The sequence below is a fragment of the Cryptosporangium phraense genome, assembly GCF_006912135.1.
Taxonomy (GTDB): Bacteria; Actinomycetota; Actinomycetes; order Mycobacteriales; family Cryptosporangiaceae; genus Cryptosporangium; species Cryptosporangium phraense.
In genome coordinates this window covers 329,824-352,347 of sequence record NZ_VIRS01000002.1, presented here as the reverse complement: position 1 = coordinate 352,347, position 22,524 = coordinate 329,824, and the positions used below count along the sequence as shown (strand labels likewise).

Annotated in this window: 21 protein-coding genes and 2 pseudogenes; 13 read left to right on the top strand and 10 right to left on the bottom strand. The window is 71.6% G+C overall.

Annotated elements, in window-relative coordinates; all coding sequences use genetic code 11:
- Window positions 1-346 precede the first annotated feature (346 nt).
- A complete protein-coding gene (gene trhA, locus FL583_RS03990) occupies window positions 347-967 on the top strand; it encodes a PAQR family membrane homeostasis protein TrhA (RefSeq protein ID WP_142703210.1) in 621 nt (206 codons plus the stop codon).
- Between the two features lie 67 nt (window positions 968-1,034).
- On the opposite strand, the gene FL583_RS03985 is transcribed toward trhA, so the two are convergent.
- Window positions 1,035-1,637 carry a hypothetical protein gene (locus FL583_RS03985; RefSeq protein ID WP_142703068.1) on the bottom strand — a complete coding sequence of 201 codons (603 nt, stop codon included), beginning with the start codon at window positions 1,635-1,637 and terminating at the stop codon, window positions 1,035-1,037.
- A gap of 117 nt (window positions 1,638-1,754) precedes the next feature.
- Between FL583_RS03985 and FL583_RS42785 the strand changes: the two are divergent.
- Window positions 1,755-2,074: pseudogene (locus FL583_RS42785) on the top strand (TetR/AcrR family transcriptional regulator); the annotation flags it as partial.
- A gap of 620 nt (window positions 2,075-2,694) precedes the next feature.
- A pseudogene (locus FL583_RS03975) lies at window positions 2,695-3,003 on the top strand (DUF6069 family protein); the annotation flags it as partial.
- On the opposite strand, the gene FL583_RS03970 reads toward FL583_RS03975, so the two are convergent.
- The 6 genes from FL583_RS03970 to FL583_RS03945 all read right to left on the bottom strand — a co-directional run bounded on the left by FL583_RS03970 (window position 2,977) and on the right by FL583_RS03945 (window position 10,474).
- Entirely contained in the window at window positions 2,977-5,346 is a 2,370-nt protein-coding gene (locus FL583_RS03970) for an asparagine synthase-related protein (protein WP_142703066.1), read from the bottom strand. The pseudogene FL583_RS03975 and the gene FL583_RS03970 overlap by 27 nt on opposite strands.
- A 51-nt stretch (window positions 5,347-5,397) precedes the next feature.
- Complete coding sequence (locus tag FL583_RS03965) at window positions 5,398-7,365, bottom strand: thioredoxin domain-containing protein (RefSeq protein WP_142703065.1); 1,968 nt, start codon at window positions 7,363-7,365, stop codon at window positions 5,398-5,400.
- 29 nt (window positions 7,366-7,394) lie between these two features.
- Entirely contained in the window at window positions 7,395-7,814 is a 420-nt protein-coding gene (locus FL583_RS41410) for a YciI family protein (RefSeq protein WP_142703064.1), read from the bottom strand.
- Window positions 7,815-7,902: 88 nt separating this feature from the next.
- Window positions 7,903-8,478, bottom strand: a complete 576-nt coding sequence (locus FL583_RS03955) for an SAM-dependent methyltransferase (protein WP_142703063.1) — start codon at window positions 8,476-8,478, stop codon at window positions 7,903-7,905.
- 57 nt (window positions 8,479-8,535) lie between these two features.
- The gene (locus tag FL583_RS03950) at window positions 8,536-10,020 is read right to left on the bottom strand and encodes an aldehyde dehydrogenase family protein (protein ID WP_142703062.1); all 1,485 of its coding nucleotides are present in this window, start codon (window positions 10,018-10,020) and stop codon (window positions 8,536-8,538) included.
- A gap of 46 nt (window positions 10,021-10,066) precedes the next feature.
- Window positions 10,067-10,474: a hypothetical protein gene (locus FL583_RS03945; protein WP_142703061.1), complete on the bottom strand. Its 408-nt coding sequence runs from the start codon at window positions 10,472-10,474 to the stop codon at window positions 10,067-10,069.
- 107 nt (window positions 10,475-10,581) lie between these two features.
- Between FL583_RS03945 and FL583_RS03940 the strand changes: the two genes are divergently transcribed.
- Both FL583_RS03940 and FL583_RS03935 read left to right on the top strand, forming a co-directional pair.
- Entirely contained in the window at window positions 10,582-11,217 is a 636-nt protein-coding gene (locus FL583_RS03940; RefSeq protein WP_142703060.1) for a phosphatase PAP2 family protein, read from the top strand.
- Window positions 11,218-11,246: 29 nt separating this feature from the next.
- Window positions 11,247-11,501, top strand: a complete 255-nt coding sequence (locus tag FL583_RS03935; protein ID WP_142703059.1) for a hypothetical protein — start codon at window positions 11,247-11,249, stop codon at window positions 11,499-11,501.
- 9 nt (window positions 11,502-11,510) lie between these two features.
- On the opposite strand, the gene FL583_RS03930 is transcribed toward FL583_RS03935, so the two are convergent.
- Window positions 11,511-12,695 carry a 4-hydroxybenzoate 3-monooxygenase gene (locus tag FL583_RS03930; protein ID WP_142703058.1) on the bottom strand — a complete coding sequence of 395 codons (1,185 nt, stop codon included), beginning with the start codon at window positions 12,693-12,695 and terminating at the stop codon, window positions 11,511-11,513.
- 107 nt (window positions 12,696-12,802) lie between these two features.
- Here FL583_RS03930 and FL583_RS03925 point away from each other — a divergent pair, with 107 nt between their 5' ends.
- From FL583_RS03925 to pcaC, 6 genes are read left to right on the top strand one after another with little or no spacing between them, the layout of a single operon-like run.
- Complete coding sequence (locus tag FL583_RS03925) at window positions 12,803-13,978, top strand: thiolase family protein (RefSeq protein WP_142703209.1); 1,176 nt, start codon at window positions 12,803-12,805, stop codon at window positions 13,976-13,978.
- A complete protein-coding gene (gene pcaH / locus FL583_RS03920; RefSeq protein ID WP_142703057.1) occupies window positions 13,975-14,679 on the top strand; it encodes a protocatechuate 3,4-dioxygenase subunit beta in 705 nt (234 codons plus the stop codon). The genes FL583_RS03925 and pcaH overlap by 4 nt, the downstream gene beginning before the upstream one ends.
- The gene (gene pcaG / locus FL583_RS03915; RefSeq protein ID WP_142703056.1) at window positions 14,676-15,230 is read left to right on the top strand and encodes a protocatechuate 3,4-dioxygenase subunit alpha; all 555 of its coding nucleotides are present in this window, start codon (window positions 14,676-14,678) and stop codon (window positions 15,228-15,230) included. Before pcaH ends, pcaG begins: the two co-directional genes overlap by 4 nt.
- On the top strand, window positions 15,220-16,533 hold the full coding sequence (gene pcaB, locus FL583_RS03910) for a 3-carboxy-cis,cis-muconate cycloisomerase (RefSeq protein WP_205751817.1): 1,314 nt from the start codon (window positions 15,220-15,222) through the stop codon (window positions 16,531-16,533). The genes pcaG and pcaB overlap by 11 nt, the downstream gene beginning before the upstream one ends.
- A complete protein-coding gene (gene pcaD, locus FL583_RS03905; protein WP_205751816.1) occupies window positions 16,530-17,312 on the top strand; it encodes a 3-oxoadipate enol-lactonase in 783 nt (260 codons plus the stop codon). Before pcaB ends, pcaD begins: the two co-directional genes overlap by 4 nt.
- Window positions 17,309-17,674 carry a 4-carboxymuconolactone decarboxylase gene (gene pcaC, locus FL583_RS03900; RefSeq protein WP_142703055.1) on the top strand — a complete coding sequence of 122 codons (366 nt, stop codon included), beginning with the start codon at window positions 17,309-17,311 and terminating at the stop codon, window positions 17,672-17,674. The genes pcaD and pcaC overlap by 4 nt, the downstream gene beginning before the upstream one ends.
- On the opposite strand, the gene FL583_RS03895 is transcribed toward pcaC, so the two are convergent.
- Window positions 17,658-18,452, bottom strand: a complete 795-nt coding sequence (locus tag FL583_RS03895) for an IclR family transcriptional regulator (protein ID WP_142703054.1) — start codon at window positions 18,450-18,452, stop codon at window positions 17,658-17,660. The genes pcaC and FL583_RS03895 overlap by 17 nt on opposite strands.
- 231 nt (window positions 18,453-18,683) lie before the next feature.
- On the opposite strand from FL583_RS03895, the gene FL583_RS03890 reads away from it, so the two are divergent.
- Together FL583_RS03890 and FL583_RS03885 are read left to right on the top strand one after the other, a co-directional pair.
- Entirely contained in the window at window positions 18,684-19,250 is a 567-nt protein-coding gene (locus FL583_RS03890; protein ID WP_142703053.1) for an NADPH-dependent FMN reductase, read from the top strand.
- 59 nt (window positions 19,251-19,309) lie between these two features.
- Window positions 19,310-21,091 (top strand): MDR family MFS transporter, encoded by a 1,782-nt coding sequence (locus FL583_RS03885; protein ID WP_240746567.1) that lies wholly within the window; start codon window positions 19,310-19,312, stop codon window positions 21,089-21,091.
- Here FL583_RS03885 and FL583_RS03880 read toward each other — a convergent pair.
- On the bottom strand, window positions 21,081-22,334 hold the full coding sequence (locus tag FL583_RS03880; RefSeq protein ID WP_142703052.1) for a L,D-transpeptidase: 1,254 nt from the start codon (window positions 22,332-22,334) through the stop codon (window positions 21,081-21,083). The genes FL583_RS03885 and FL583_RS03880 overlap by 11 nt on opposite strands.
- Between the last annotated feature and the right edge of the window lie 190 nt (window positions 22,335-22,524).

Sequence of the window (22,524 nt, the reverse complement as noted above, 5' to 3'; positions counted from 1 at the left end):
GTCAGCGTAGACCCGACAGAACGGACTGTCGGCCGTCCGCATTGTGAGAACTCGCATAAGCATCGATTCAGTTTCCTAGGCCTGTGACCTGCTTCATCGCCCCTCGTTCACCGTTGTGGCGACGAGGTTTCATCAACGTTGACGAATACTCAGCTCGGCCTTACAGCGGCAAAACCTACGGTGCCGTAACCTCGAAGACGTGCCTAGTGAAGACGTGACCACCGATGAACTGACGACCGAGAATCTGGCGGCCGGCGGCGTGACGGTCGCGGACGTGGCAGCCGAAGCCGCAGACGGCTCGCCGGTCCTGCTCAGCCGCAAGGGAGATCCACTGGGGCGGCCGCGCATGCGTGGCTGGCTCCACGTCTACGCGGTCGGCGTCGCTGCCGTCTGCGGAATCGTGCTGTGCAGCATCGCCGCCTCGCGGCCGGGCTGGATCTACTTCTACGGGTGCCTCGTGTACAGCCTCACCGTCGTCGGGCTGTTCGGCACCAGCGCGCTCTACCACCGCCGGATCTGGGGTCCGCGCGGCTACGCGACCATGAAACGGCTCGACCACTCGATGATCTTCGTGTTCATCGCCGGGACGTACACGCCGTTCTGTTTGTTCTTGCTCAAACCACCGGCCGCCGACTGGCTGCTGCTGGTGGCCTGGATCGGCGCCCTGCTCGGCGTCGGGCTGAAGATGGCGTGGGTGTCCGCGCCGAAGTGGCTGGGCGTGCCGCTCTACATCGGTCTCGGCTGGATCGCGGTGTTCGTCCTGCCGGAGATCGGGCACGCCAGCGTCACCGCATTGGTGCTGCTGGCGGTGGGTGGGGTGATCTACTCGCTCGGCGCGATCTTCTACGCGACCGGGTGGCCGAACCCCTGGCCGCGGACGTTCGGCCACCACGAGTTCTTCCACGCCTGCACGTTGGTGGCGGCGGTCTGCCATCACATCGCGATCTACTTCGCGGTGTTCGCCTGACTTCTGTCGAGATTGACCGATGCCCGGCCCCGTATCGGGGTCGGGCATCGCTCGTTCGAGGCATTTATCAGGCGGTGGTCTCCGGACCGGAGGCCTCATCCGGGCTGCCCGAGTCGGGCCCGGCCGCGCGGACGCGGTCGACCTCGCTCATCGCCTCGCGCAGCTGGTCGAGCCACTCGTCGGCGTTGCGCCCGACCAGCCGGACGCACCACGACAGCGCGTCCGAGCGCGAGCGCGCGACGCCGGCGTCGACCAGCGTGTCGAGCACCTGGCGCTCCGGCTGGCGGAGCCGGGTCATCACCGGGGCCGAGTGCGTGGTGAACAGCTCCTTGGTGCCGCCGGCGGTGGCGCCCCAGGAGATCTTCCGCCCGTAGCGGTGCTCGCCCTCGCGTGCGACGCGGATCCGCGCCTCGCGCGTCTCCTCGCGGAAGCGGGCGATCAGGCCCGCTTCGTGGCCGGCCCGGTCGGCGTCCGAGGCGTCGGCCGTGTGGTCCACCGGGATCGTGCCGACGACCAGGATCTCGTCCCGGTCGACCTGGACGTCCGGTGCGCCGGTGAACCAGCCGGCCGGGAGCCGGCCGGCGAACCAGGCCGGTGCGTCCTCCGCGGGCGGGAGATCCGCCTGCTGCCAGCCGCCGGAACGACCGAACCCTCGTCCATGTCCGCGCATTGTTACCTCCTGCGGCCGCTTACCCCGTTGGGGCGATTACATGATTACAAGCTAGCTCTCGATTTCTGAGTTGGCCATGGGCGCGGCGAAACACTCAGTCCCGAAGATCGCCGCGACCTGATCGTGAAGGCGGCTCTGCCGCTGGTCGCCGAGCGCGGGAGCGCGGGAGCGCGGTCACCACGGCCGAGGTCGCGCGGGCGGCCGGGATCGCCGAGGGCACGATCTTCCGGGTGTTCCCCGACAAGACCGCGCTATGGGACGCCTGTGTCGCCGAAGCGCTCCGGCCCGATCACGTGCTCGCGGAGCTCGCGTCGATCGAGCTCGACGAGCCGCTGGCGGCCCGCCTCGTCGAGGCGGCGGACGCGCTGGCGGCTCACCTGGGCCGCATGGGCGCGGTGATCGGTTCTCTGCACGCCACCGGCGGGGTGCCCCTGCGCCGTGGTCCGGCCCCCGGCGACCCGGGCGGCGGCGTCCACGCCGCCTTGATCAGCAACGCCCTCGGCCGAGACTCGTCCACCGACGACCCGGACGCTTCGCCAGCCGCGGCCGCGGCTGGCCCGGGCGCGCCGGGCGCAGGTGGCGCGGGAGCGCCCGGCGCGGGAGCGGGTGGCGCGGGTGCGGTTGGCGTGGGCAGCGCAGGCGCGCCCGGCGCGGGCAGCGCAGGTACGCCCGGCGCGGGCAGCGCAGGTACGCCCGGCCCGGACAGCACAGGAGCGCCCGGCGCGGGTGGTGCGGGAGCGCCGGGGGCGGGTGCGGCGGTTCGTGGGCGGGCGGCCAGCGCGGACGCGATCGTCACTGCGCTGGCCGGGCTCTTCGAGCCCGAGCGCGAGCAACTCCGCGTCACCCCCGAGACCGCGGCCTCGATCCTGCTCTACAGCAGCCAGGGCCGCCGCACCCCGCCACCGACCCCGCCACCGACCCGGCCGTCGACGTCGAGACCGTCGTCGACGTTCCCCCACGGCGCCCGGAGCCGACCCCGTGAACCGCCCGGGTCACCCGAGCCCTCGCGGTCGCCGCCGCCACCGCGACCGCCGCCGTCGCCGGCTGGGCCGTCGTCGGCAAGGACCTGCTCGTCGAGGGCAACAACGGACGCACGCTGACCGTGGGCCCCGGCGCGGTGGTCTTCCTCAGCGCCGCGGCCGGCCTGGCCGCCTGGGCCCTCCTGGCGTTGCTCGAGCGGATCACCGCTCACGCCCGGGTCACCTGGGCCGCAGCGGCCCCCGCCGCGTTCCTGCTCTCCTACGTCCCGCTCCGCGGATCGAAAAAGCGGCGGACGCGCCTGGGCCTCCTGCACGTCCTCGTCGCCGCAGTCCTGATCCCGATCCTGTGGAGAACCGCCTCAGCCGACGCGAACAGCCACCGCTAGCGGGGTCTGCTCGCTCCCCTGGCCCAGCGGGTTGTCGCCGAACAGGTTCTCGTAGAACTCCTCCGGACGGTCGGCGTCACTGCCGAGCACGTTCCGCCCGATGTCGTTCGCGTCGATCACGACGACGCCGGCCAGCGTCTGGGCCGGCTGCGGGAACCCGTGCTCCCGCAGCGTCGACGCGATCGTCGCCTTCAATTTGGACGCCACCCGGTCGGGGTGCGCCGGAGCCAGCTTCGCCGACACGTTGGCCGGATAGACCGAGTACTCCGTCGGCCCGTCGATCGCCCGCACCGAGTGCCCGGCGACCTGGTAGAACAGCCCGCGCTTGCCGACCGCCTTACCGGCCGCACTCACCCCGGCGGCGAACAGGATCCGGGGCAGCCCGGCCTCCCGGATCGCCAGCTCCATCGTCCACGGGCTGCCCAGCCCGATGCCGTACGGCGTCTTGACCACGAACTTCGCCAGCGTCCGGGCCCACCACGAGGGCTCGATGTCCCAGATGAAGTACGAGCGCCCCTGCGAGATCGCGATGATCTTCTCGCTCACCAGGAGGTACCAGGGCCGGTCGAACGCGCCCACGTACGAACCGTCGGCGCGGACGTGGCCGAGGAAGTCCGTGACGTAGTCGGTGATCCGGCGGGTGTAGTCCTCGCCGGATGTGAACAGCTCGGTGCGGATCGGGAACCGGATCCAGCGCTCCCCGCCGACCGTGATCTCGAGCTGCTTGTTCGCGTTCGCTTCCAGCGGTTCCTTGATCCGGACCGGCTCCTTCTCCTCCGGCTTCGGGTCGAGGAACTCCTGGGCCCACATCTCGACGCACCAGATCCGCCAGAACAGGTCGGCGTCGTGGTTGCGGCCCTTGATGAAGTCCTCGAACGCGACGAGGACGTTCTGCTGGTGGAACCACGGCCGGTTGACGAACGACTCGGCCAGGAACGTGCCGTAGATCCGGTTCTTCAGCCGCAGCAGCCAGTCGCGCACCGGCGCCGAGGCCCGGACGTCGCCCGGCGCACCCTTGGGCAGCGCGGCTCGCAGCGACGCACCACCGCCCTGACCGGCGTCGGCCACCGGGTTGGCGAACGGAGTCTCGATCCGGATGCCGAGGCGGGCCGCCGACCGGTCGGCGCACCGGCGAGCCTCGGCCAACCGCGCCGAGGCCCCGGCCGCCGGCGCCGACCCCGCCGCCGGGACCGACCCCTCCGCCGGGACCGACCGGGACGCCGACAACGTCGGCGCCAGCAGCGTCGCCGGCGTGACCTCCTTGCGGGGCTTCTTCCCGGTCGTCTCGACGGTGAGCCCGTAGGCGGCGATCGCGCCGATCGGGTCGACCAGCGAGTCCGCGCCACCCTCACGGGCGGTCTTGGCCACCGCGTACTGGACGTACTCCCCCAGGTCGGCGACCGGCTCGCCCTGCACGCGCAAGAACGTGGCCAGGTCGGACGCGAGCGTGTCGGCGTTCACCCGGACGGAGTGGACGGTCGCGCCGAGCGCCGCGCCGACCGCGCCGACGTACAGGTCTTCGGTGGTGTCCATCGGCGCGAAGCTGGACGAGAACACGGCCGACGGCGGGGTGTCGGGCCCGCTGGCCACGGCCGCGAGGGCCGCACCCGGCAGGCCCAGGCCGAGCCGCACCGCGGGCCGGTCGGTGGAGGTCAGGGCTCGGCGGGCCGCGGCCAGCCCGTCGACCGGCGGCGTCACCGCGTCGATCGGACGCGTCGCCGCGCCGCTGCCGTCGACGATCAGCGCCTGGCCGGCGGGCAGCCGACGGATACCGGCGAAGAACGTGGCCTCGCCGTCCTCGCCGCCGCCGGTGAGGACGAACTCGACGACCCGCTCGGTGTCGGGCGCGGACGCGACCAGCCCGGCCTCGACCAGCGCGGCCGGCTCGGACGCGAACGCCAGCCCGTCTACGCCGGCCGCGGCCGGGGCGTAGTAGAGCGGCGCACCGGCGGCGACCAGCACGAGCGCCTCGCGGGCCGGGTCGAGCAACGCGGCCGTCCACGGCGTCGGCAGCGTAGCGAGCAACTCGACGCCGCCGGACGCGTACCGGTCGGCGACCGCCGCCGGGTCCACGCCGGACGCGACGACGACCGTGCCGTCACGGTCGGTGTAGCTGGAGGTCACCTTCTCGGCACTGCGGGCGACGAGCCCGATGCGTCCGAGCTCGGCGCGGTGCTCGGCCTCGCCCCGGTGCGCCAGCGCCCGGCTCAGCGCGAGCAGGGCGATCGCCTGCCCCGACCGGGCCGCGCCGTAGTAACCGGCAATCCCGCCTGGGTTGAAGCCGCCGGTCAGCGCCGCCGGCTCGGACACTGCCGCGTCGCCGTCCGTTCCCGTCACACCCATGAAGGACCAGTCTCCTGTCTCCGAGGAAGTCCCGCCGATCGTAGCGAGGCCTCACCGCACCTGGTCCACGAGCGTCGCGGGGTCGGTCGTCGGGCGGTCGCAGACGAAGCCGCGGCACACGTACGCTGCCGGTTCGCCTCCGACGAGCGGCCGGTCGGCCAGCAGCGGCACACCGTCGGCGTCCGGTTCGCCGGCCACCACCACGGTGCCGGGTGCGGTGCCGCGCCAGGCCACCGCGCGCAGCTCGTCGGCGTCCGCACCCGAACCGACGACCGCGACCTGCAGCGGACCGGCGACCGCGGCCTCACCGACCGCGCAGGCCCAGCCCGCGAAGCGGGCGAACCGTTCGGCGACCGGAGCCATCTTCTCCAGGGCGGCCTCGGCCGCCTCCCGGTGCCGGATCGACGCGGTCAGCGCCGCGTAGGTCAGCAAGGCGCCGGCGACGGCCGACGAACCGGACGGCGTCGCGTTGTCGGTCGGGTCCTGCGGGCGGCGGATCAGCGTCTCGGCGTCGTCGGCGGTGTCGTAGAAGCCACCGCTGCCGTCGGCGAACCGGGTGAGCGCGGTCTCGAGCAGCTCGCCCGCCGACTCGAGCCAGCGCGCCTCTCCGGTGACCTGGTGCAGGACGAGCAGGCCCTCGGCCACGTCGCCGTGGTCCTCCAGGACACCGGCGTGCGGCCCGACCCGGCCGTCCCTCGACGTCCGCCGCAGTCGTCCGTCGACCAGGTGCAACTCCAGCAGGAGATCGGCGGCGCGGGCCGCCGCGTCCACGTAGGTGCGGTCGGAGGTGAGCTCGCCGAACTCGGCGAGCGCGGCGATCGCCAGACCGTTCCAGGCCGCGACGACCTTGTCGTCGCGCGCGGGCTGCGGCCGCGCGTCCCGCGCGGTCAGCAACCGGCCCCGGAGGGTGGCCCACCGGTCCGCGTCGTCGGGGTCCTGTCGCAGTTGCAGGACGCTGGTCCCGTGCTCGAAGGTGCCGTCGGACGTGACGCCGAGCAGCGCGGCGGCCCAGGTGCCGTCGGTGTCGCCGAGGGTCTCCACCAGCTGAGCCGGAGTCCAGGCGTAGGTGAGGCCCTCGACGCCGTCGGTGTCGGCGTCGAGCGCGGACGCGAACCCGCCCTCGGGCGTGCGCAGGTCGCGGACCAGGAACTCGGCGGTCTCGCGGGCCACGCGCAGCGCGAGCGCGTCGCCGGTCGCGCGCCAGAGGTGCAGGTAGACGCGGAGCAGCAGCGCGTTGTCGTAGAGCATCTTCTCGAAGTGGGGCACGGTCCAGGTGGCGTCGACCGCGTACCGGGCGAAACCGCCGCCGAGCTGGTCGTACATGCCTCCGCGGGCCATCGCGGCGCAGGTCTCGGCGACCATTTTCCGCGAGTCCGGATCGCCGGTGCGGGCGTGGTGACGGAGCAGGAACTCCAGGCCCATCGACGGCGGGAACTTCGGCGCGCCCCCGAAGCCCTTGTTGGTCTCGTCGTAGTCACGCCGGAACGTGCTGGCCGCGGTGTCGAGCTGCTTGGCGTCGAGCGGGTGGCCGGGGGCCAGCGCGCCGCCGGTGAGCGCCTCGACGACGTTGCGGCCCTGGGCGATCGCGTCCTCGCGCTTGGTGGCCCAGGCCTCGGCGACCGCGGCGATCAGACGTTGGAAGTGCGGCTTGGGGAAGTAGGTGCCGCAGAAGAACGGCTCGCCGGTCGGGGTCGCGAACACGGTCATCGGCCAGCCGCCCTGGCCGGTCATGGCCTGGGTGGCCTCCATGTACACCGCGTCGACGTCCGGGCGTTCCTCGCGGTCGACCTTGATCGGCACCGTGTACTGGTTGATCAGCGCGGCCGTCTCGTCGTCCTCGAACGACTCGTGGGCCATGACGTGGCACCAGTGGCAGGCGGCGTAGCCCACGGAGAGCAGCACCGGGACGTCCCGGCGCCGCGCCTCCGCGAAGGCCTCCTCGGACCACTCCCACCAGTCGACGGGGTTGTCCTTGTGCTGCAGCAGATACGGGCTGTACGCGCTTGCTAGCCGGTTCACCTGCCCGATGATTCCACGCAGCGGTTCAGTTAATCGCGACGAAGCACCCCGACGTTGTCGTCGAAAGCGGCCACCTCGTCGGTCGCCACGTCGGCGAAGTCCTCCGGCTCGAAGAGCTGCCGGAGCTCGACCTCGCCGACCCCGCCGGGCAGGTTCGGGCTGCGCTTGATCCATTCGATGGCCTCTTCCTTGGAGGCCACGTCGAGGATCGAGAAACTGGCGATCACTTCCTTGGTCTCGGTGAACGGGCCGTCGATCACCGTGCGGTCGCTGCCGTCGAACCGGATGACCGCACCCTTGGCGGTCGGCTGCAGGCCGTCGGCCGCGACCAGGACGCCCGCCTTGACGACCTGCTCCATGTACTGACCCATCTCCACCATCGCCTCGGTGGTCGGGGGCGCGCTGACCTGGGACTCGTCCTTCACCTTGCTGAAAGCGACGAAACGCATCGTGGTGCCTCTCGGTGTCGTTCGGACCCTGCTTCACCAGAGCGTCGAACGACCTGGGCTCGAGATCGACACGGTGCCGGAAAGTTCTTCAAGATTTGCGGGCGACGGCCCCGTAGGCCTCGATCGACGGGGCGTCGCCGTCCGGGCGCCAGGCGGTGATCTGGACCAGGCCGGGCTCGACGAGCGTCAGACCGTCGAACGCGGTGGCCAGGTCGGCCGGGCTGCGGAGGATGTAGGGGACGCCACCGCTCTGAGCGAGTCGCGCGGCGCCTTCCACGACCTCGGGCGTGGTGTTCGTCCCGTCCCAGAGCACCAGGTGGCTGCCCGGGGCCAGCGGCGCGAGCATGCGGCTGACGATGCGGTTCAGCTCGGCGAGGTCGGGTTCGTAGCCCAGGACGCCCATGAACATCACGGCCACCGGTTGGTCGAAGTCGAGCGTCTTGGCGGCTTCGGTGAGGATCGTGTCGGGGTCGTGGTAGTCGGCGTGGATGTAGGTGGCGGCGCCGTTCAGTTGATCGCGCGCGTGGGCCGCGACCAGCGGATCCACGTCGACGTAGACGACGCGTGCGTCGGGCGCGACCTCGTGGGTGTTCTGCATGACCGGCAGGCCGGTGCCGACGTCGAGGAACTGCCGGATGCCCGCCTCTTCGGCCAGGTAGCGCACGACGGCACGTCAGCCCGCAAATCCTCAGTGGACGCCATGCCCACACAGTGGCACCGTTCAGGCCGGTAGGCCGAGGGTTTTGATTTCCAGGTACTCCTGGAATCCGTGGGCACCGTTCCGGCGGCCCAGGCCGCTCTGCTTGGTGCCTCCGAACGGGCTCGTCAGCCCGAAATACATGCCCCCGTTGATCGTCGCGCTCCCGGTACGCAGCCGCATCGCCACGGCCAGGGCCCGCTCCTCGTCGGCGCTGCTCACCTCGCCCGACAACCCGTAGATCGAGTTGTTGGCGATCGCCACGGCCTCGTCCTCGGTCTCGTACGGGATCACCGACAGCACCGGGCCGAAGATCTCCTCCTGCGCCACCCGCGAATCGGGATCGACGTCGGCGAGCAGCGTCGGCTGCACGTAGTACCCGCGCTCGAACTGCGGCGGCACCCCACCACCGGTCAGCACCCGCGCCCCCGACGCGACCCCGTCGGCGATCAGCCCGAGCACCTTCTCCCGCTGCCCGGCGCTGATCTGCGGCCCCTGCAGAACCGCCGGGTCCCACGGATCCCCGATCGGGAACGCCTCCATCGTGGCCTGCAGGATCGCCAGCCCCTCGTCGTAGCGCGAGCGCGGTAGGAGGATCCGGCTCGGCAGCACGCACGACTGCCCGGACATGATGCAGGCCATCGTCGCGGCCATCGGCAGCGCCTTCGTGAGGTCCGCATCGTCCAGGACGACGTGCGCGGACTTGCCGCCGAGCTCCAGCAGCGTCCGCTTCACGGTCGACGCCCCGGCGGCCAGGATCGCCCGCCCGGTGGCCGTCGAGCCGGTGAACGTGATCATGTCGACGCGCGGGTCGGCCGAGAGCGCGGCCCCGACCTCGTTCGCGTTCGAGAGCACGACGTTGAACACCCCGGCCGGGATGTCGGTCTCCTCGGCGACGATCCGGCCGAGCTCGCTGCCCGCCCACGGCGTCAGCTGGGCCGGCTTCAGGACGACGGTGTTGCCCGCCATCAGGGCCGGCATCGTCTCGGCGACGTTCAGGTAGAACGGCACGTTCCAGGGCGTGATCGCGCCGACCACGCCCACCGGGTCGTAGTGGATCAGCCGCCGCGACGACGTCCCCATCGTCTGATGCAGGCCGGTGTCCTCCAGGTACTGGAACGAGCGCCCGAACTCGGCCCAGTGCTCGACCTCCTCGATCGGGCTCTCGACGTGCGACCAGGTGACACCGACCGGGCACCCCACCTCGGTGACGACGATCCGGCGCAGCCGTTCCTGATCGCGCTGCAACGCGGAGTGCAGCTGGGTCAGACACCGGTACCGGAACTCGACGTCCCGGGACCACTCGGTGGTGTCGAAGGCCCGGCGAGCGGCGTCGACGGCCCGGGCCATGTCGTCGGTCGTGCCGTCGGTGGCCACGCCGGCGACCTCTTCGGTCGCCGGGTTGATCACGTCGAATGTGGCCCCACCGGCGGTGAGCTGGAGCTCTCCGTCGATGAGCATCCGCGGGTCGCCGGCGAGAACGCCGCTGTCACTCTCGACCGTCGTCATCGAAGGTCCCTTCCGATAGTGAAATCACTACCGCAAGGCTTTCCGGTTAGTAGTCGGGCGTCAAGAGCCCCTGGAACCCGACGATGACCGCGATGATCCCGAACACGGCCAGCAGCAAAGCCAGCCCGGCCGGAGCCGCAACCGTCTGCACCGCTCCGTTTCCCCCCTTCGACGGAGCCGGCCGCGGCCGCAACCTGTTCCACAGCAGCGCCACCCCGACCGCGATACCGACGATCTCGAAGTGAAAGACGTGCGGCCCCTCGGTCACATGGAGAAGCAGGTAGTAGCCACCACACACCAGTGCGACCAACCCGACGATCCAGCCGTACGGCGCGGCCGCGCGCGAGGCCAGCCCGAGGTCCGAGCCGACCCGCGGTAGCCGCTCGAGCAGCACCGAGGCCAGCAGCAGCCCGCCGGCGATGTTCGCAAAGTCCAGGAGAAGCGCCAGAATCATGATCCGGTCCTTCCGGTGCACCCGGTCCGTCCCCACTGGAAAGAACGCACGTCGACGCGCCCTCGCCCAATCCCGGCCAGGATTCGCGAAAAGTTAGCCTTCTGGGCATGTCTCCGACCTCGGCCGCCCGGAAATCGGCGGCTGTCGGATTGGCAGCCTTCGTCGCCCTCACGATCGGCGTCGCGACCGACGTGCTGACGGGTCTGGACCAGTCGATCGCCGACGCCGGCCTGAGCGGTGACCGCTCGTCGGTGCTGTACTGGCCGGCCCGGGTGGGTTTCTCGCTCGGTCAGAACTGGGTGTTCCCGCTGGCCTCGGCCGTGGTCGCGGTGATCCTGGCCGGCCGCCGCCGGAGCGCCAGGCCGATCGGGGGCCTGCTCGGCGTCTGGCTCGTCCACCTCGTCGTCATCGGGGCGGTCAAGCTCTGGGCCGACCGGCCGCCGCCGGCCAACGGGAACCCTCACCTGCACGCGGGCGGCCTGAGCTTCCCGTCCGGTCACGCCGCGAACATCCTCGTGTTCTCGGCGACGCTCGGCGTCCTGCTGGTCGCGTTGACCGGCGATCAGCGCTGGTTCCGCCGGACGACGCTGCTCGGGGTCGGCGCGGCGACGATCTGCGTCGTCAGCATGGTCGGCCTCGGCTTCCACTGGGCCACCGACGCGGCCGCCGGCCTCGCGCTCGGGACCGCACTGCGTGCACTCATGACGCCACTCTTCGCGTCGTTCGCGTGCAACACTAGGTAGTACATCCGTTCGGACGCGAGGTACTGCCCATGAGGGGTGACCGAGTAGAGATCGTCGTCGACGCCGGCGACACCACCCGCACCTACGAAGTCGTCGCGACGCGAGCCGGCCGCCGCGTCGACGTGACCCACGGCCGGGGCATCGTCGAGGTCACCGAGGTGACGCGCGGGGGCACCCCGGTGCGCACGGCCCGGTTCATGTCGTCCCGGGTACTCGCGCTGGTGGAGCACCCGGCCCCCCGAGGAGCGCAGCCCGACGAGAAGCCCCGGGTCTCCGCAGCGTAGAGAAGCGGCCTAGGGCAACGGCCAGCCGGCGTAGTTCTCGGCCAGGTTCCGCGCGGCGGCCTCGGACGAGGTCACCTGGCGGAGCTGGGCGATCTGCAGGTGCTCCTGGAAGTCGGCCTCGGCCGGATCGCTGAACGAGCTGACCGGGAACCGGTGCAGCATCGAGGTCATGTACCAGGAGAACCACGTGCTGCGCCACACCCGGGTCAGGCACGTCTCCGAGTACGCGTCGGCCAGGTCGGACTTCCCCTCGACCAGTAGCCGCACCAGCGCGTCGGCCAGCACCTTGACGTCGGCCACGGCCAGGTTGAGCCCCTTCGCTCCGGTCGGCGGCACGATGTGGGCCGCGTCGCCGGCCAGGAACAACCGCCCCGACCGCATCGGCTCCGCCACGAAGCTGCGCATCGGCGTGATGCCCTTCTCGGTGATCGGGCCCTCGTTCAGCGTCCAGCCGGGATGACCCAGCCGGATCTGGAGCTGCTCCCAGATGCGCGCGTCGGACCAGTCGTCGATCTTCTCGTCCGGATCGACCTGGATGTAGAGACGGCTGACCTCGGGCGACCGCATGCTGTGCATGGCGAAGCCATGCGGCGAGTGCGCGTAGATCAGCTCGTCGGTCGACGGCGGGACGGTCGCGAGGATGCCGAGCCAGCCGAACGGATACGTCCGCTCGGACACCCGCAGCGAGGGCATCGACGGACGGGACACCCCGTGGAAGCCGTCGCACCCGGCGATCGCGTCGCACTCGACCTCGTGCGCGACCCCGTCGGCGTCGGTGAACGACAGCACCGGGCGCTCGGTGTCGATGTCCCGCACGGCGGTGTCGCTGACCTCGAAGAAGATCGGATGGCCGGCCGCAATCGCGTCCTTGACCACCTCGGTCTGCGCATAGACGGTCAGCGTCCGGCCGCCGGTCAGCGACGGGAAGTCGAGGTGGTGCCGCTCCCCGGCGAACTGCAGGTAGATCCCGCTGTGGAGCAGGCCCTCCCGCATCATGCGGTCGCCGAGGCCGATCTCCTTCAGCAGTTCGACGGTCCCGTGTTCGAGGACGCCGGCCCGCTGACGTTTCTCGCAGTACTCCCGGCTCCGGTTCTCGACGAGCACGGAGTCGACGCCGTGGCGGGCGAGCATGTGCTGGAGCAGGAGCCCGGCCGGCCCGGCGCCGATGATGCCTACCTGGGTGCGGGTGCGCATCGGTCCAGATTGCCGAACGATTGCGGGCCGATGACGGCGCCTTCCGCTGGCCGGAAGCCGGAGCCCGCGGCCTCCCGGCGGCGCCCTAGCGTGTGTCCATGGCCGAGCTGCAGGACGCATTCGTGATCGACGCCGTTCGGACCCCGTTCGGCCGGTACGCCGGCGCGCTGTCCGGCGTCCGGCCCGACGACCTGGCCGCGCACGTCGTCCGGTCGCTGGTCGGGAGATCGCCCGACCTCGACCCGGCGACGATCGACGACGTGCTGTTCGGCGACGCCAACGGCGCCGGCGAGGACAACCGGGACGTGGCCCGGATGGCCGTGCTGCTGGCCGGGCTCCCGACCTCGGTGCCGGGCGCGACCGTCAACCGGCTCTGCGGCTCCGGGTTAGAGGCCGCGATCGAGGCCGGCCGGGCGGTCGAGACCGGTGACGCGGACCTGCTGATCGCCGGCGGGGTCGAGTCGATGAGCCGGGCCCCGTGGGTGCTGCTCAAGCCGTCCCGCCCGTTCCCCACCGCCCCCGAGACGCTGCACTCGACGACGCTCGGCTGGCGGATGGTGAACCCGCTGATGAACGACGCGTGGACCGTGTCGCTCGGCGAAGCCACCGAGCAGCTCGCGGAGAAGTACGGCATCACCCGCGAAGCCCAGGACGCGTTCGCGGTGCGGAGCCACCAGCGCGCCGCCGCGGCCTGGGACGCCGGGGTGTTCGCCGACGAGGTCGTCGGAGTGGCCGAGCTCGAGCGGGACGAGGGCATCCGGCCGGACTCGTCGATCGAGAAGCTGGCCCGGCTCAAGCCGGCCTTCCGTCCGGACGGGACGATCACCGCCGGGAACGCGTCGCCGTTGAACGACGGAGCGGCCGCGACGCTGATCGGCTCGGCCGAGGCGGCGGAGAGGCTCGGCCGGGCGCCGCTGGCCCGGATCGCCGGGCGCGGGGTCGCGGCGGTCGAGCCGCAGTACTTCGGGATCGGACCGGTGCAGGCGGCCGAGCGCGCGCTGCGCCGGGCCGGGATCGGCTGGGGCGACCTGAGCGTCGTCGAGCTGAACGAGGCGTTCGCGGCCCAGTCGCTGGCCTGCTTCGCCGACTGGCCCGAGCTCGACCCGGAGATCGTCAACGTGAACGGCGGCGCGATCGCGATCGGGCACCCGCTCGGCGCGTCCGGGGTGCGCGTCCTCGGCAGCCTCGCGCACGAGTTGCGCCGCCGCGGCGGCGGCTGGGGGCTCGCGGCGATCTGTATCGGTGTCGGCCAGGGCCTGGCCGTGGTGTTGGAGGCAGCGTGACCTACCGGCAGGATTTCGACGTCCATCCGCCCCTGGACTACGAGGGCTACAAATCCACCGCGCTGCGCCATCCGAAACAGCCGCTGATCGCCCTGCCCCACGCGTTCACCGAGATCACCGGGCCGCTGCTCGGCGAGGGGCGGCTGGGCCGGCTCGACCACGACCTCACCCGCCAGCACGACGCCGAGCCGCTGGGCCAGCGGATCATCGTCCACGGGCGCGTCCTCGACAGCGACGGCCGGCCGGTGCCGCAGACGCTGCTGGAGATCTGGCAGGCGAACGCGTCCGGGCGCTACCAGCACGTGGTCGACAACTGGCCGGCGCCGCTCGACCCGAACTTCACCGGGCTGGGCCGCACGCTCACGGATTCCGACGGTAGGTACCGCTTCACGACGATCAAGCCCGGCGCCTACCCGTGGAAGAACCACTACAACGCCTGGCGTCCGGCCCACATCCACTTCTCGCTGTTCGGGCGGGCGTTCACCCAGCGCCTGGTCACGCAGATGTACTTCCCGGACGACCCGCTGTTCCCGTACGACCCGATCTTCAACTCGGTGCCCGACGAGAAGGCCCGGCAGCGGATGATCTCCCGGTTCGATCTGGAGTCGACGCAGCCGGACTGGGCCCTGGCGTTCGAGTTCGACATCGTGCTGCGCGGACGGGAAGCAACCCCGTTCGAGTCGGAGGTGGACGACGAATGACGACTCCTTCGCAGACCGTGGGTCCGTACCTCGCGATCGGCCTGACCTGGGCCGACGGCGCTTTCGTCGCTCCGGCCGGCACGCCCGGTGGGTTCTGGATCCGCGGCCGGCTCACCGACGGCAACGGCGACGCCGTCCCCGACGGTCTGATCGAGACCTGGCAGGCCGACCCGTCCGGTCGCTTCGACCATCCGGACGACCCCCGGGGCGCGGCCGCGCCGTCGATCGACGGCTTCCGCGGATTCGGACGTTCGGCGACGGACGCCGACGGCGAGTGGGGCGTCTACACGTTCAAGCCCGGCCGGGTGCCCGGCGTCGACGGCGATCTGCAAGCCCCTCATATCGACGTTTCGGTGTTCGCCCGTGGGATGCTCCAGCGCGTGGTGACCCGGATCTACTTCGCCGACGAACCGTCGAACGAGTCGGACGCCGTGCTGGCGTCGGTGCCGTCGGCGGCCCGGGCCACGCTGCTGGCCCAGCCGTCCGACGACGGGTACCGGTTCGACATCCGCCTCCAGGGCGACGGGGAGACCGCGTTCTTTGCGCTCTGACCTGTTCGATCCGCTCTTCGCCGACGAATCGGTCTCGGCGCGGATCGACGACCGTGCGGTGGTCCGGGCGATGCTCGACGTCGAGGCGGCGCTGGCCCAGGCCGAGGCGTCGGTCGGGGTCATCCCGGCCGGGGCGGCGGCGGCGATCACCGAGGCCTGCGCGGCCGAGTTCGACGTCGCCGCGGTGGGCCGGGCCGCGGAGTCGTCCGGGAACCCGGTGGTGCCGCTGGTCCGGGCGATCGAGAAGCTGCTCCCGGACGACGCCAGGCCCTGGGTGCACCACGGCGCCACCAGCCAGGACGTCCTCGACACCGCGCTGATGCTGTGCGCCGCGCGGGCCCGCGTCCGCCTGGTGGAGGCGCTGCACAGCGCGACCGGAACGCTGGCGACGGCGGCCCGGGAGCACCGCCGGACCCTGATGGTCGGCCGCACGCTGGGCCAGCAGGCCCTGCCGACGACGTTCGGCCTGAAGGCCGCGGGCTGGCTGACCGCGCTGGACGCCGCGGCCGGCCGGCTGCGGGCGGCCGAGCTGGCCGTGCAGTTCGGCGGGGCGGCGGGCACGCTGGCCGCGCTGGGCTCGGCGGGCCTTTCGGTGGGCGCGGCGCTGGCGCGCGAACTCGGGCTCGCAGAACCCGCCCTGCCCTGGCACACCGACCGTCAGCGGATCCTCGAGCTCGGCTCGGCCCTGGCCGCGGTCTCGGCCGCGCTGGGCAAGATCGCGCTCGACGTCACGCTGCTCGCGCAGTCCGAGGTCGGCGAGGTGGCCGAGGGCGGCGGAGGCGGCGGGTCGTCGGCGATGCCGCACAAGCGCAACCCGGCCAACGCGATCCTGACCCGCTCGGCCTCGATCCGGACGCCCGGCCTGCTCGCGACGCTCTTCTCCGCGGCCGCCCAGCAGGAACACGAACGGGCGACCGGCGGCTGGCACGCCGAGTGGGAGCCGCTGCGCGAGCTGTTCGCGGTCGCCGGCGGCGCGGCCGGCCGGGCCGCCCGCTTCCTGCCCGTCCTGCAGGTCGACGCCCCGGCGATGCGCCGGACGCTGGACGCCACCGGCGGCGTCCTGCTCAGCGAACACGTCAGCGGGGTGCTGGCCGGGTCACTCGGGCGGAGTGCGGCGCATGATCTGGTCAAGAATGCGGTAGCCAGTGGGCAGCCGCTCCGCGACGTGCTGCTCCGGGCCGGGGTCGACGCCGACCGCGTCGACGCCGCTCTCGACCCGGCCGGATACCTGGGCAGCGCCGATGCGTTGATCGACCGTGCACTGGCCGCACACGCCGACGCTTGGAAGGGATCGTTCCCGTGACCGCTCGACTGGCCACCACCTGGTACGGCGTCGACGAAGCCCCGGTCGACGCCCCGGTACTCGTCCTCGGCAACTCGGTCGGCACGACCCAGGGAATGTGGACGCCGCTGATCCCGGCGCTGGCCGGCCGGTTCCGGGTGCTGGCGGTGGAGACCCGCGGGCACGACGGGTCCGAGGTCCCGCCCGGCCCGTACTCGCTCGACGAGCTCGGCGCCGACTTCCTCGCCGTGCTCGACGAGCTGAGGCTGGAGAGCGTCTACTTCGCCGGGCTCTCGCTCGGCGGGATGATCGGGATGTGGCTGGCGTCGACCGCTCCGGAGCGGATCGAGCGGCTGGCGCTGGTCTGCACGTCGGCGTACATGCCGCCGGCCACTGGCTGGATCGAGCGGGCCGAGACGGTTCGCGCGCGAGGAACCGGAGCGATCGCCGAGGCGGCCGCCGGACGCTGGTTCACCGCGGGCTTCCGCGAGCGCGAGCCGGACGCGGTGAAGGCCGCGCTGATGATGCTGGTGTCCACTCCGGACGAGGGCTACGCGGGCTGCTGCGAGGCGATCGCGGGCATGGATCTACGGGCCGGGCTGCGCCGGGTCACCGCCGACACCCTGGTGATCGCGGGCGCGGACGATCCCTCGGCTCCGCCGTCGCACGCCGAGGTGATCGCCTCGGAGATCCCCGGGGCGCGCCTGCAGATCGTCCCGGACGCGGCCCACCTGGCGACGCTGGAGCAGCCCGAGGCGATCGAGGCGCTGATCGTCGCTCACCTGGAGGGGTCCCGATGACCTACGAGGACGGGATGAAGGTGCGCCGCGAGGTGCTCGGCGACGCCCACGTCGACCGGGCCACCGCGAACGCCACCGAGTTCACCGCCGACTTCCAGGACTTCATCACCCGGTACGCCTGGGGCGAGATCTGGACCCGCGAGGGACTCGGCCGCAAGACCCGCAGCTGCATCACGCTGGCGCTGCTCACCGCGCTGCGGGCCGAGAACGAGATCCCGATGCACGTCCGGGCGGCCCGCCGCAACGGCCTGACCCCGGACGAGATCAAGGAAGTGCTGCTGCACTCCGCGGTCTACGCCGGCGTCCCGGCGGCGAACTCCGCGTTCGCGATCGCCCAGAAAGTCCTCAGCGAGGAGGACTGACTCCCCCGAGCACGCGGGTTATGCCCCGGGCGGCGGCCCGCACGGCGGGGACCAGGCCCAGGCGGTCGGCGCCGTCGGACGGGACCACCACCGACAGCGCGGCGACGACCGTGGCCCCGACCGAGACGCGGGCGGCGACCGCGTCCGCGCCGTCGGGCGGGCCGAACACCGGGGCGGCCACCGAGAGCGAGTCCGGGTCCACCATCCGGTCGCAGACCGCGATCCCGGCCCGACGGACCTCGGCCAGCACCTGCCGCAGCCGCTTCGGGTCGGTGAGCGTGTACTTCGTGAACGCCTTCAGCGGCTGCTCGAGGACGCGGTCCTGCAGCTCCGGCGTCGAGTACGCGAGCAGCACCTGGCCGACGCCGGTCGCGTGCAGCGGCAGCCGTCCACCGACCCGGGACACGACGCCGATCGCCTGCCGTCCGGAGATCCGTTCGACGTACACGGCCTCGTGGCCGTCCCGCACCGCGAGCTGGACGTTCTCGTGCGTGACCTCGTAGAGGTCCTCGAGGAACGGCATCGCCCGCTCCCGGAGGCCGAGGCTGCGCGGCGCCAGCGACGCGACCTCCCAGAGCCGCAGCCCGATCCGGTACCGGCCGGTCTCGTCGCGTTCGAGCGCACCCCACTCGGCCAGCTCGCCGACCAGGCGGTGGGCGGTGGTGAGCGGCAGGCCGGCCCGGCGGGCGATCTCGGACAGCGTCAGCCGGGGCGCGTCGGCGCTGAACGCGGCCAGGATGCCGAGCGCCTTGCTGGTGACCGAAGCTGCCGTGTCCACGCTGCCAGGATGGCAGCCTTGTTCACATGCGCGAACTCGACCGGGCCGCTGGTCCCGCCCCGGCCTCGGAGCGTCCGCCACGGGCCGCCCGAGGTGAGACGCGTACGCGCTCGTCTGAGTGTGATGGTCGCCTCGGCCCGGAATTGGGGGCGGTCCGGAATTAGCTCCGGCCCGGCTCGGTTCGGCCGAGTAGTTGAGAGGGTAAACAGTTACGAACTCGTAGGGAGCCGCATGTCCAGGCTGCAGATCATCGTCGCCAGCACCCGTCCGGGGCGGGTCGGGCTACCCGTCGGACAGTGGGTGGAGACGGCGGCCGCCAAGCACGGCGGCTTCGACGAGGTCGACCTCGTCGACCTGGCCGAGCTCGACCTCCCGCTGATGGACGAGCCGAACCACCCCCGGCTGTCGAAGTACACCAAGGACCACACCAAGGAGTGGGCCGCCCGGGTCGGCGCGGCCGACGCGTTCGTGTTCGTGCTCGCCGAGTACAACCACAGCTACACCGCCGCGGTGAAGAACGCCGTCGACTACCTGCACAACGAGTGGCAGTACAAGCCGGCCGGGCTGGTCAGCTACGGCGGCGTCTCGGCCGGCCTCCGCTCGGCCCAGGCGTTCAAGCCGGTCCTCCAGTCGCTCAAGGTCGTGACGCTGGTCGAGGCCGTGACGATCCCGTTCGTCCAGCAGTTCCTCGACGACGACGGCGTGTTCGTGCCGAACGAGCTGATCGAGACGTCCGGCAACGCGATGCTCGACGAGCTCGGCCGCTGGAGCGAGGCCCTCAAGGCCCTTCGCCCCTGAGAAGTACCGAGCGTTCCGGGCGCCAGTTGACGCCCGGAACGCACCTTTTACACTAAATTGTGGCTAATCACGGAACGCAGACTCCCGGCGCCGCTCTGACCCACCGGCAGATCACCGCGATCATCGTCGGGTTGATGCTCGGAATGTTCCTGAGCGCGCTCGACCAGACCGTGGTGGCGACCGCGATCCGCACGATCGCCGACGACCTCGACGGCTTCGACCTCCAGGCCTGGGCGACGACCGCGTTCCTGATCACGTCCACGATCGTGACGCCGCTCTACGGCAAGCTCTCCGACATCTTCGGGCGCAAGCCGCTGTTCCTCACCGCGATCGGCATCTTCCTGCTCGGCTCGCTGCTGTGCGGGATCTCCTCGTCGATGTACGAGCTGGCCGCGTTCCGGGCGATCCAGGGCCTCGGCGCCGGCGGCCTGATGTCGCTGGCGTTCGCGATCATCGGAGACATCGTCCCGCCGAGGGAGCGCTCGAAGTACCAGGGTTACTTCATGGCGGTATTCGGCACCTCGAGCGTCCTGGGCCCGGTCATCGGCGGGTTCTTCGCCGGGGCCGAAACGATCCTGGGCACGGCCGGCTGGCGCTGGATCTTCTGGGTGAACCTGCCGGTCGGGGCGGTGGCGCTGGTCGTCGTCTCCCGGGTGCTCAACGTGGCCCACACCCCGCGTGAGCACCGGATCGACTGGCCCGGCGCGCTCGCGCTCGTCCTCGGCCTGGTCCCGCTGCTCACGGTGGCCGAGCAGGGCCGCGACTGGGGCTGGGGCTCCGGCCGGTCGATCGCCTGCTTCGTCGTCGGGATCATCGGCATCGGGCTGTTCCTGCTGGCCGAACGCCTGTACGGCGACGAGGCGCTGCTGCCGCTCCGGATGTTCCGCGGCCGCACGTTCGCGGTGGGCTCGGCCGGCAGCCTGATCATCGGCATGGGGATGTTCGGGGCGATGGCGCTGCTCCCCCAGTACCTGCAGATCGTCAAAGGGTCGTCGCCGACCGTCGGCGGCCTGCAGATGCTGCCGCTGGTGCTCGGGATCATGTCGGCGGCCGCGGTCTCCGGCACGGTCATCACCCGCACCGGCCGCTACCGGATCTTCCCACTGATCGGTGGCGTGCTGATGGCGGTCGCGCTGCTGCTGTTCTCGCGCATCGGCGCCGACACCCCGCTCTGGTCGACGATGCTGGTCATGGCCATGTTCGGCGCCGGGCTCGGCGTCAACATGCAGCCGGTCATCCTCGCGGTGCAGAACGCGGTCGACCCCCGGGACATGGGGGTCGCGACCGCCGCGGTCACGTTCTTCCGGCAGATGGGCGGGACGCTGGGCACCGCGGTGTTCCTGTCGGTGCTGTTCTCCGGGCTCACGTCGTCGATCTCGTCGGCGGTGCGCTCGGCCGCGACGACCCCGGAGTACCGGGCCGCGCTGGCCGCTCACCCCGATCAGGCGGCGAGCCTCCAGAACAGCAGCGGCTCGCTCTCCGACACGTCGTTCATCACGCACCTGGACGACACGCTGGCCCACCCGTTCAAGGTCGGGTTCTCCGACGCGATGAGTACGGTGTTCCTGCTCGCCGCCGTCATCATGGCGCTCGGCGTCGTCATCCTGTGGATGCTGCCCGAGCTGCCGCTGCGGACGCAGTCGGGCCTGCAGGCCCGCGAGGAGGCCGCGGCCGACGCGGCCGCGACGGCGGCCAGCCACGCGGCCGAGACCGCGGTCAAGGCCACCGGGACGCTCGCCGGGGTCGCCACCGCGGCCGCGGCCGAGACCGCACCCACGTTCGCGCCCCCGGGCGTCGTCGAGGACCTCGACACCTCCGACCGGGAGCCGGTCACGCAGTAGTGACGACGCCGCTCTGCGAGTGCGTGAGCCAATCGGTGAAGCTCAGCGACCAGTCGGTGTAGCCGTTGCCGAGCTGGACCTGGGTCTCGGTGTTCTTCACGGTGACCGGGTCACCGACCTGGACCCGGTTGAACAGCCAGATCGCCATGTCGGGGGCGACGTTGATGCACCCGTGCGAGACGTTGGTGTTCCCCTGCTGCGCGACCGACCACGGCGCCGAGTGGATGAACTCGCCACCCCAGGTGAGGCGCATCGGGTACTCGACCTTGGTGCGGTAGCCGTCGGGCGAGTCGACCGCGAGACCGTAGGTCGACGAGTCGAACATCGCCTCGCGCCGCTTGTCGATGATCAGCATCGTGCCGCTGCTCGACGGGTACTTCGGCTTGCCCAGGCTGACCGGCATCGACTTGACGACCTCACCGCCCTCGCTGACCGTCATCGTGTGGGTCGACGAGTCGGCGACCAGCCGGCGGTTGGTGCCGATCTTGAAGTCGACGGTCATGTCGGTGCGGCCCCAGACGCCGTCGGCGATCTCGCGGCCGGCCGTGTCGACCGACACGTGCACGGTGCTGCCCGACTTCCAGTACTCGGACGGGCGGAAGTGCAGCTCGGTCGAGCTGATCCAGCCCCAGGCGCCGGTGGTCGACGGGTTCGACGTGACCTTCAGCATCTTCTCGTACTTGGCCCGGGCCGCGTCGCTCTTCACCGAGTGGCTCAGCTTGAGGATGATCGGCATCCCGACGCCGTAGGTCTTGCCGTCGCCGAGGATGCTCGAGGCCCGCACCGAGCTGTCGCCCGACGGCGTCGGCACGGTCGAGAACTTCGAGGTGAGCGGCGTCGGCGAGCCGCTGGTGGTGACCGAGACCGTGTAGGTCGCGCCGAACGCGAGCTTGCCCTCGTTGCTCTGCCAGCTGCGCTGGTCGGCGCCGACCTTGCCCTCGATCGCGTCGCCGTCGGCGGCCTTCACGGTGACCGCGGTGATCGTGTCCTTGTCGATCGAGAGCTTGATCGGCGATGTCGGCGCCACCGCGGTCGCGTTCGCGGCCGGCTCGACCGTCAGCTTCGGCCCGTCCGGCGAGGGGGACGCCGACGGCGCCGAGCCGCTGCTGCCGCCCTTGCCGTCGTTGCCGGAGGAGGAGCAGCCGGTCACGAGCACCGCGGCGGTCGCGAGCAGCGCCACCAGGAAGACCAGACGACTCCGGACGCCGCGGGGGCCGGCGTTCAGAGCAACGGGGGAGGTCACGAGCAGCTCCGGGGAGAGACGGTGCGCCGCAGGACGGTGGGGCGCGATCAGCCGCTCTATCGTGCCTCAAGAAATCAAGTACGCCGATCGAGCGACTGACGGTGCTGGATAAGGTCGCGTTAACGCTATTTGTGGTCCAGGCTAAGGCACCGCTCGGCCGCCCTTTGTCCGGTGTACCCCTCAACCGATC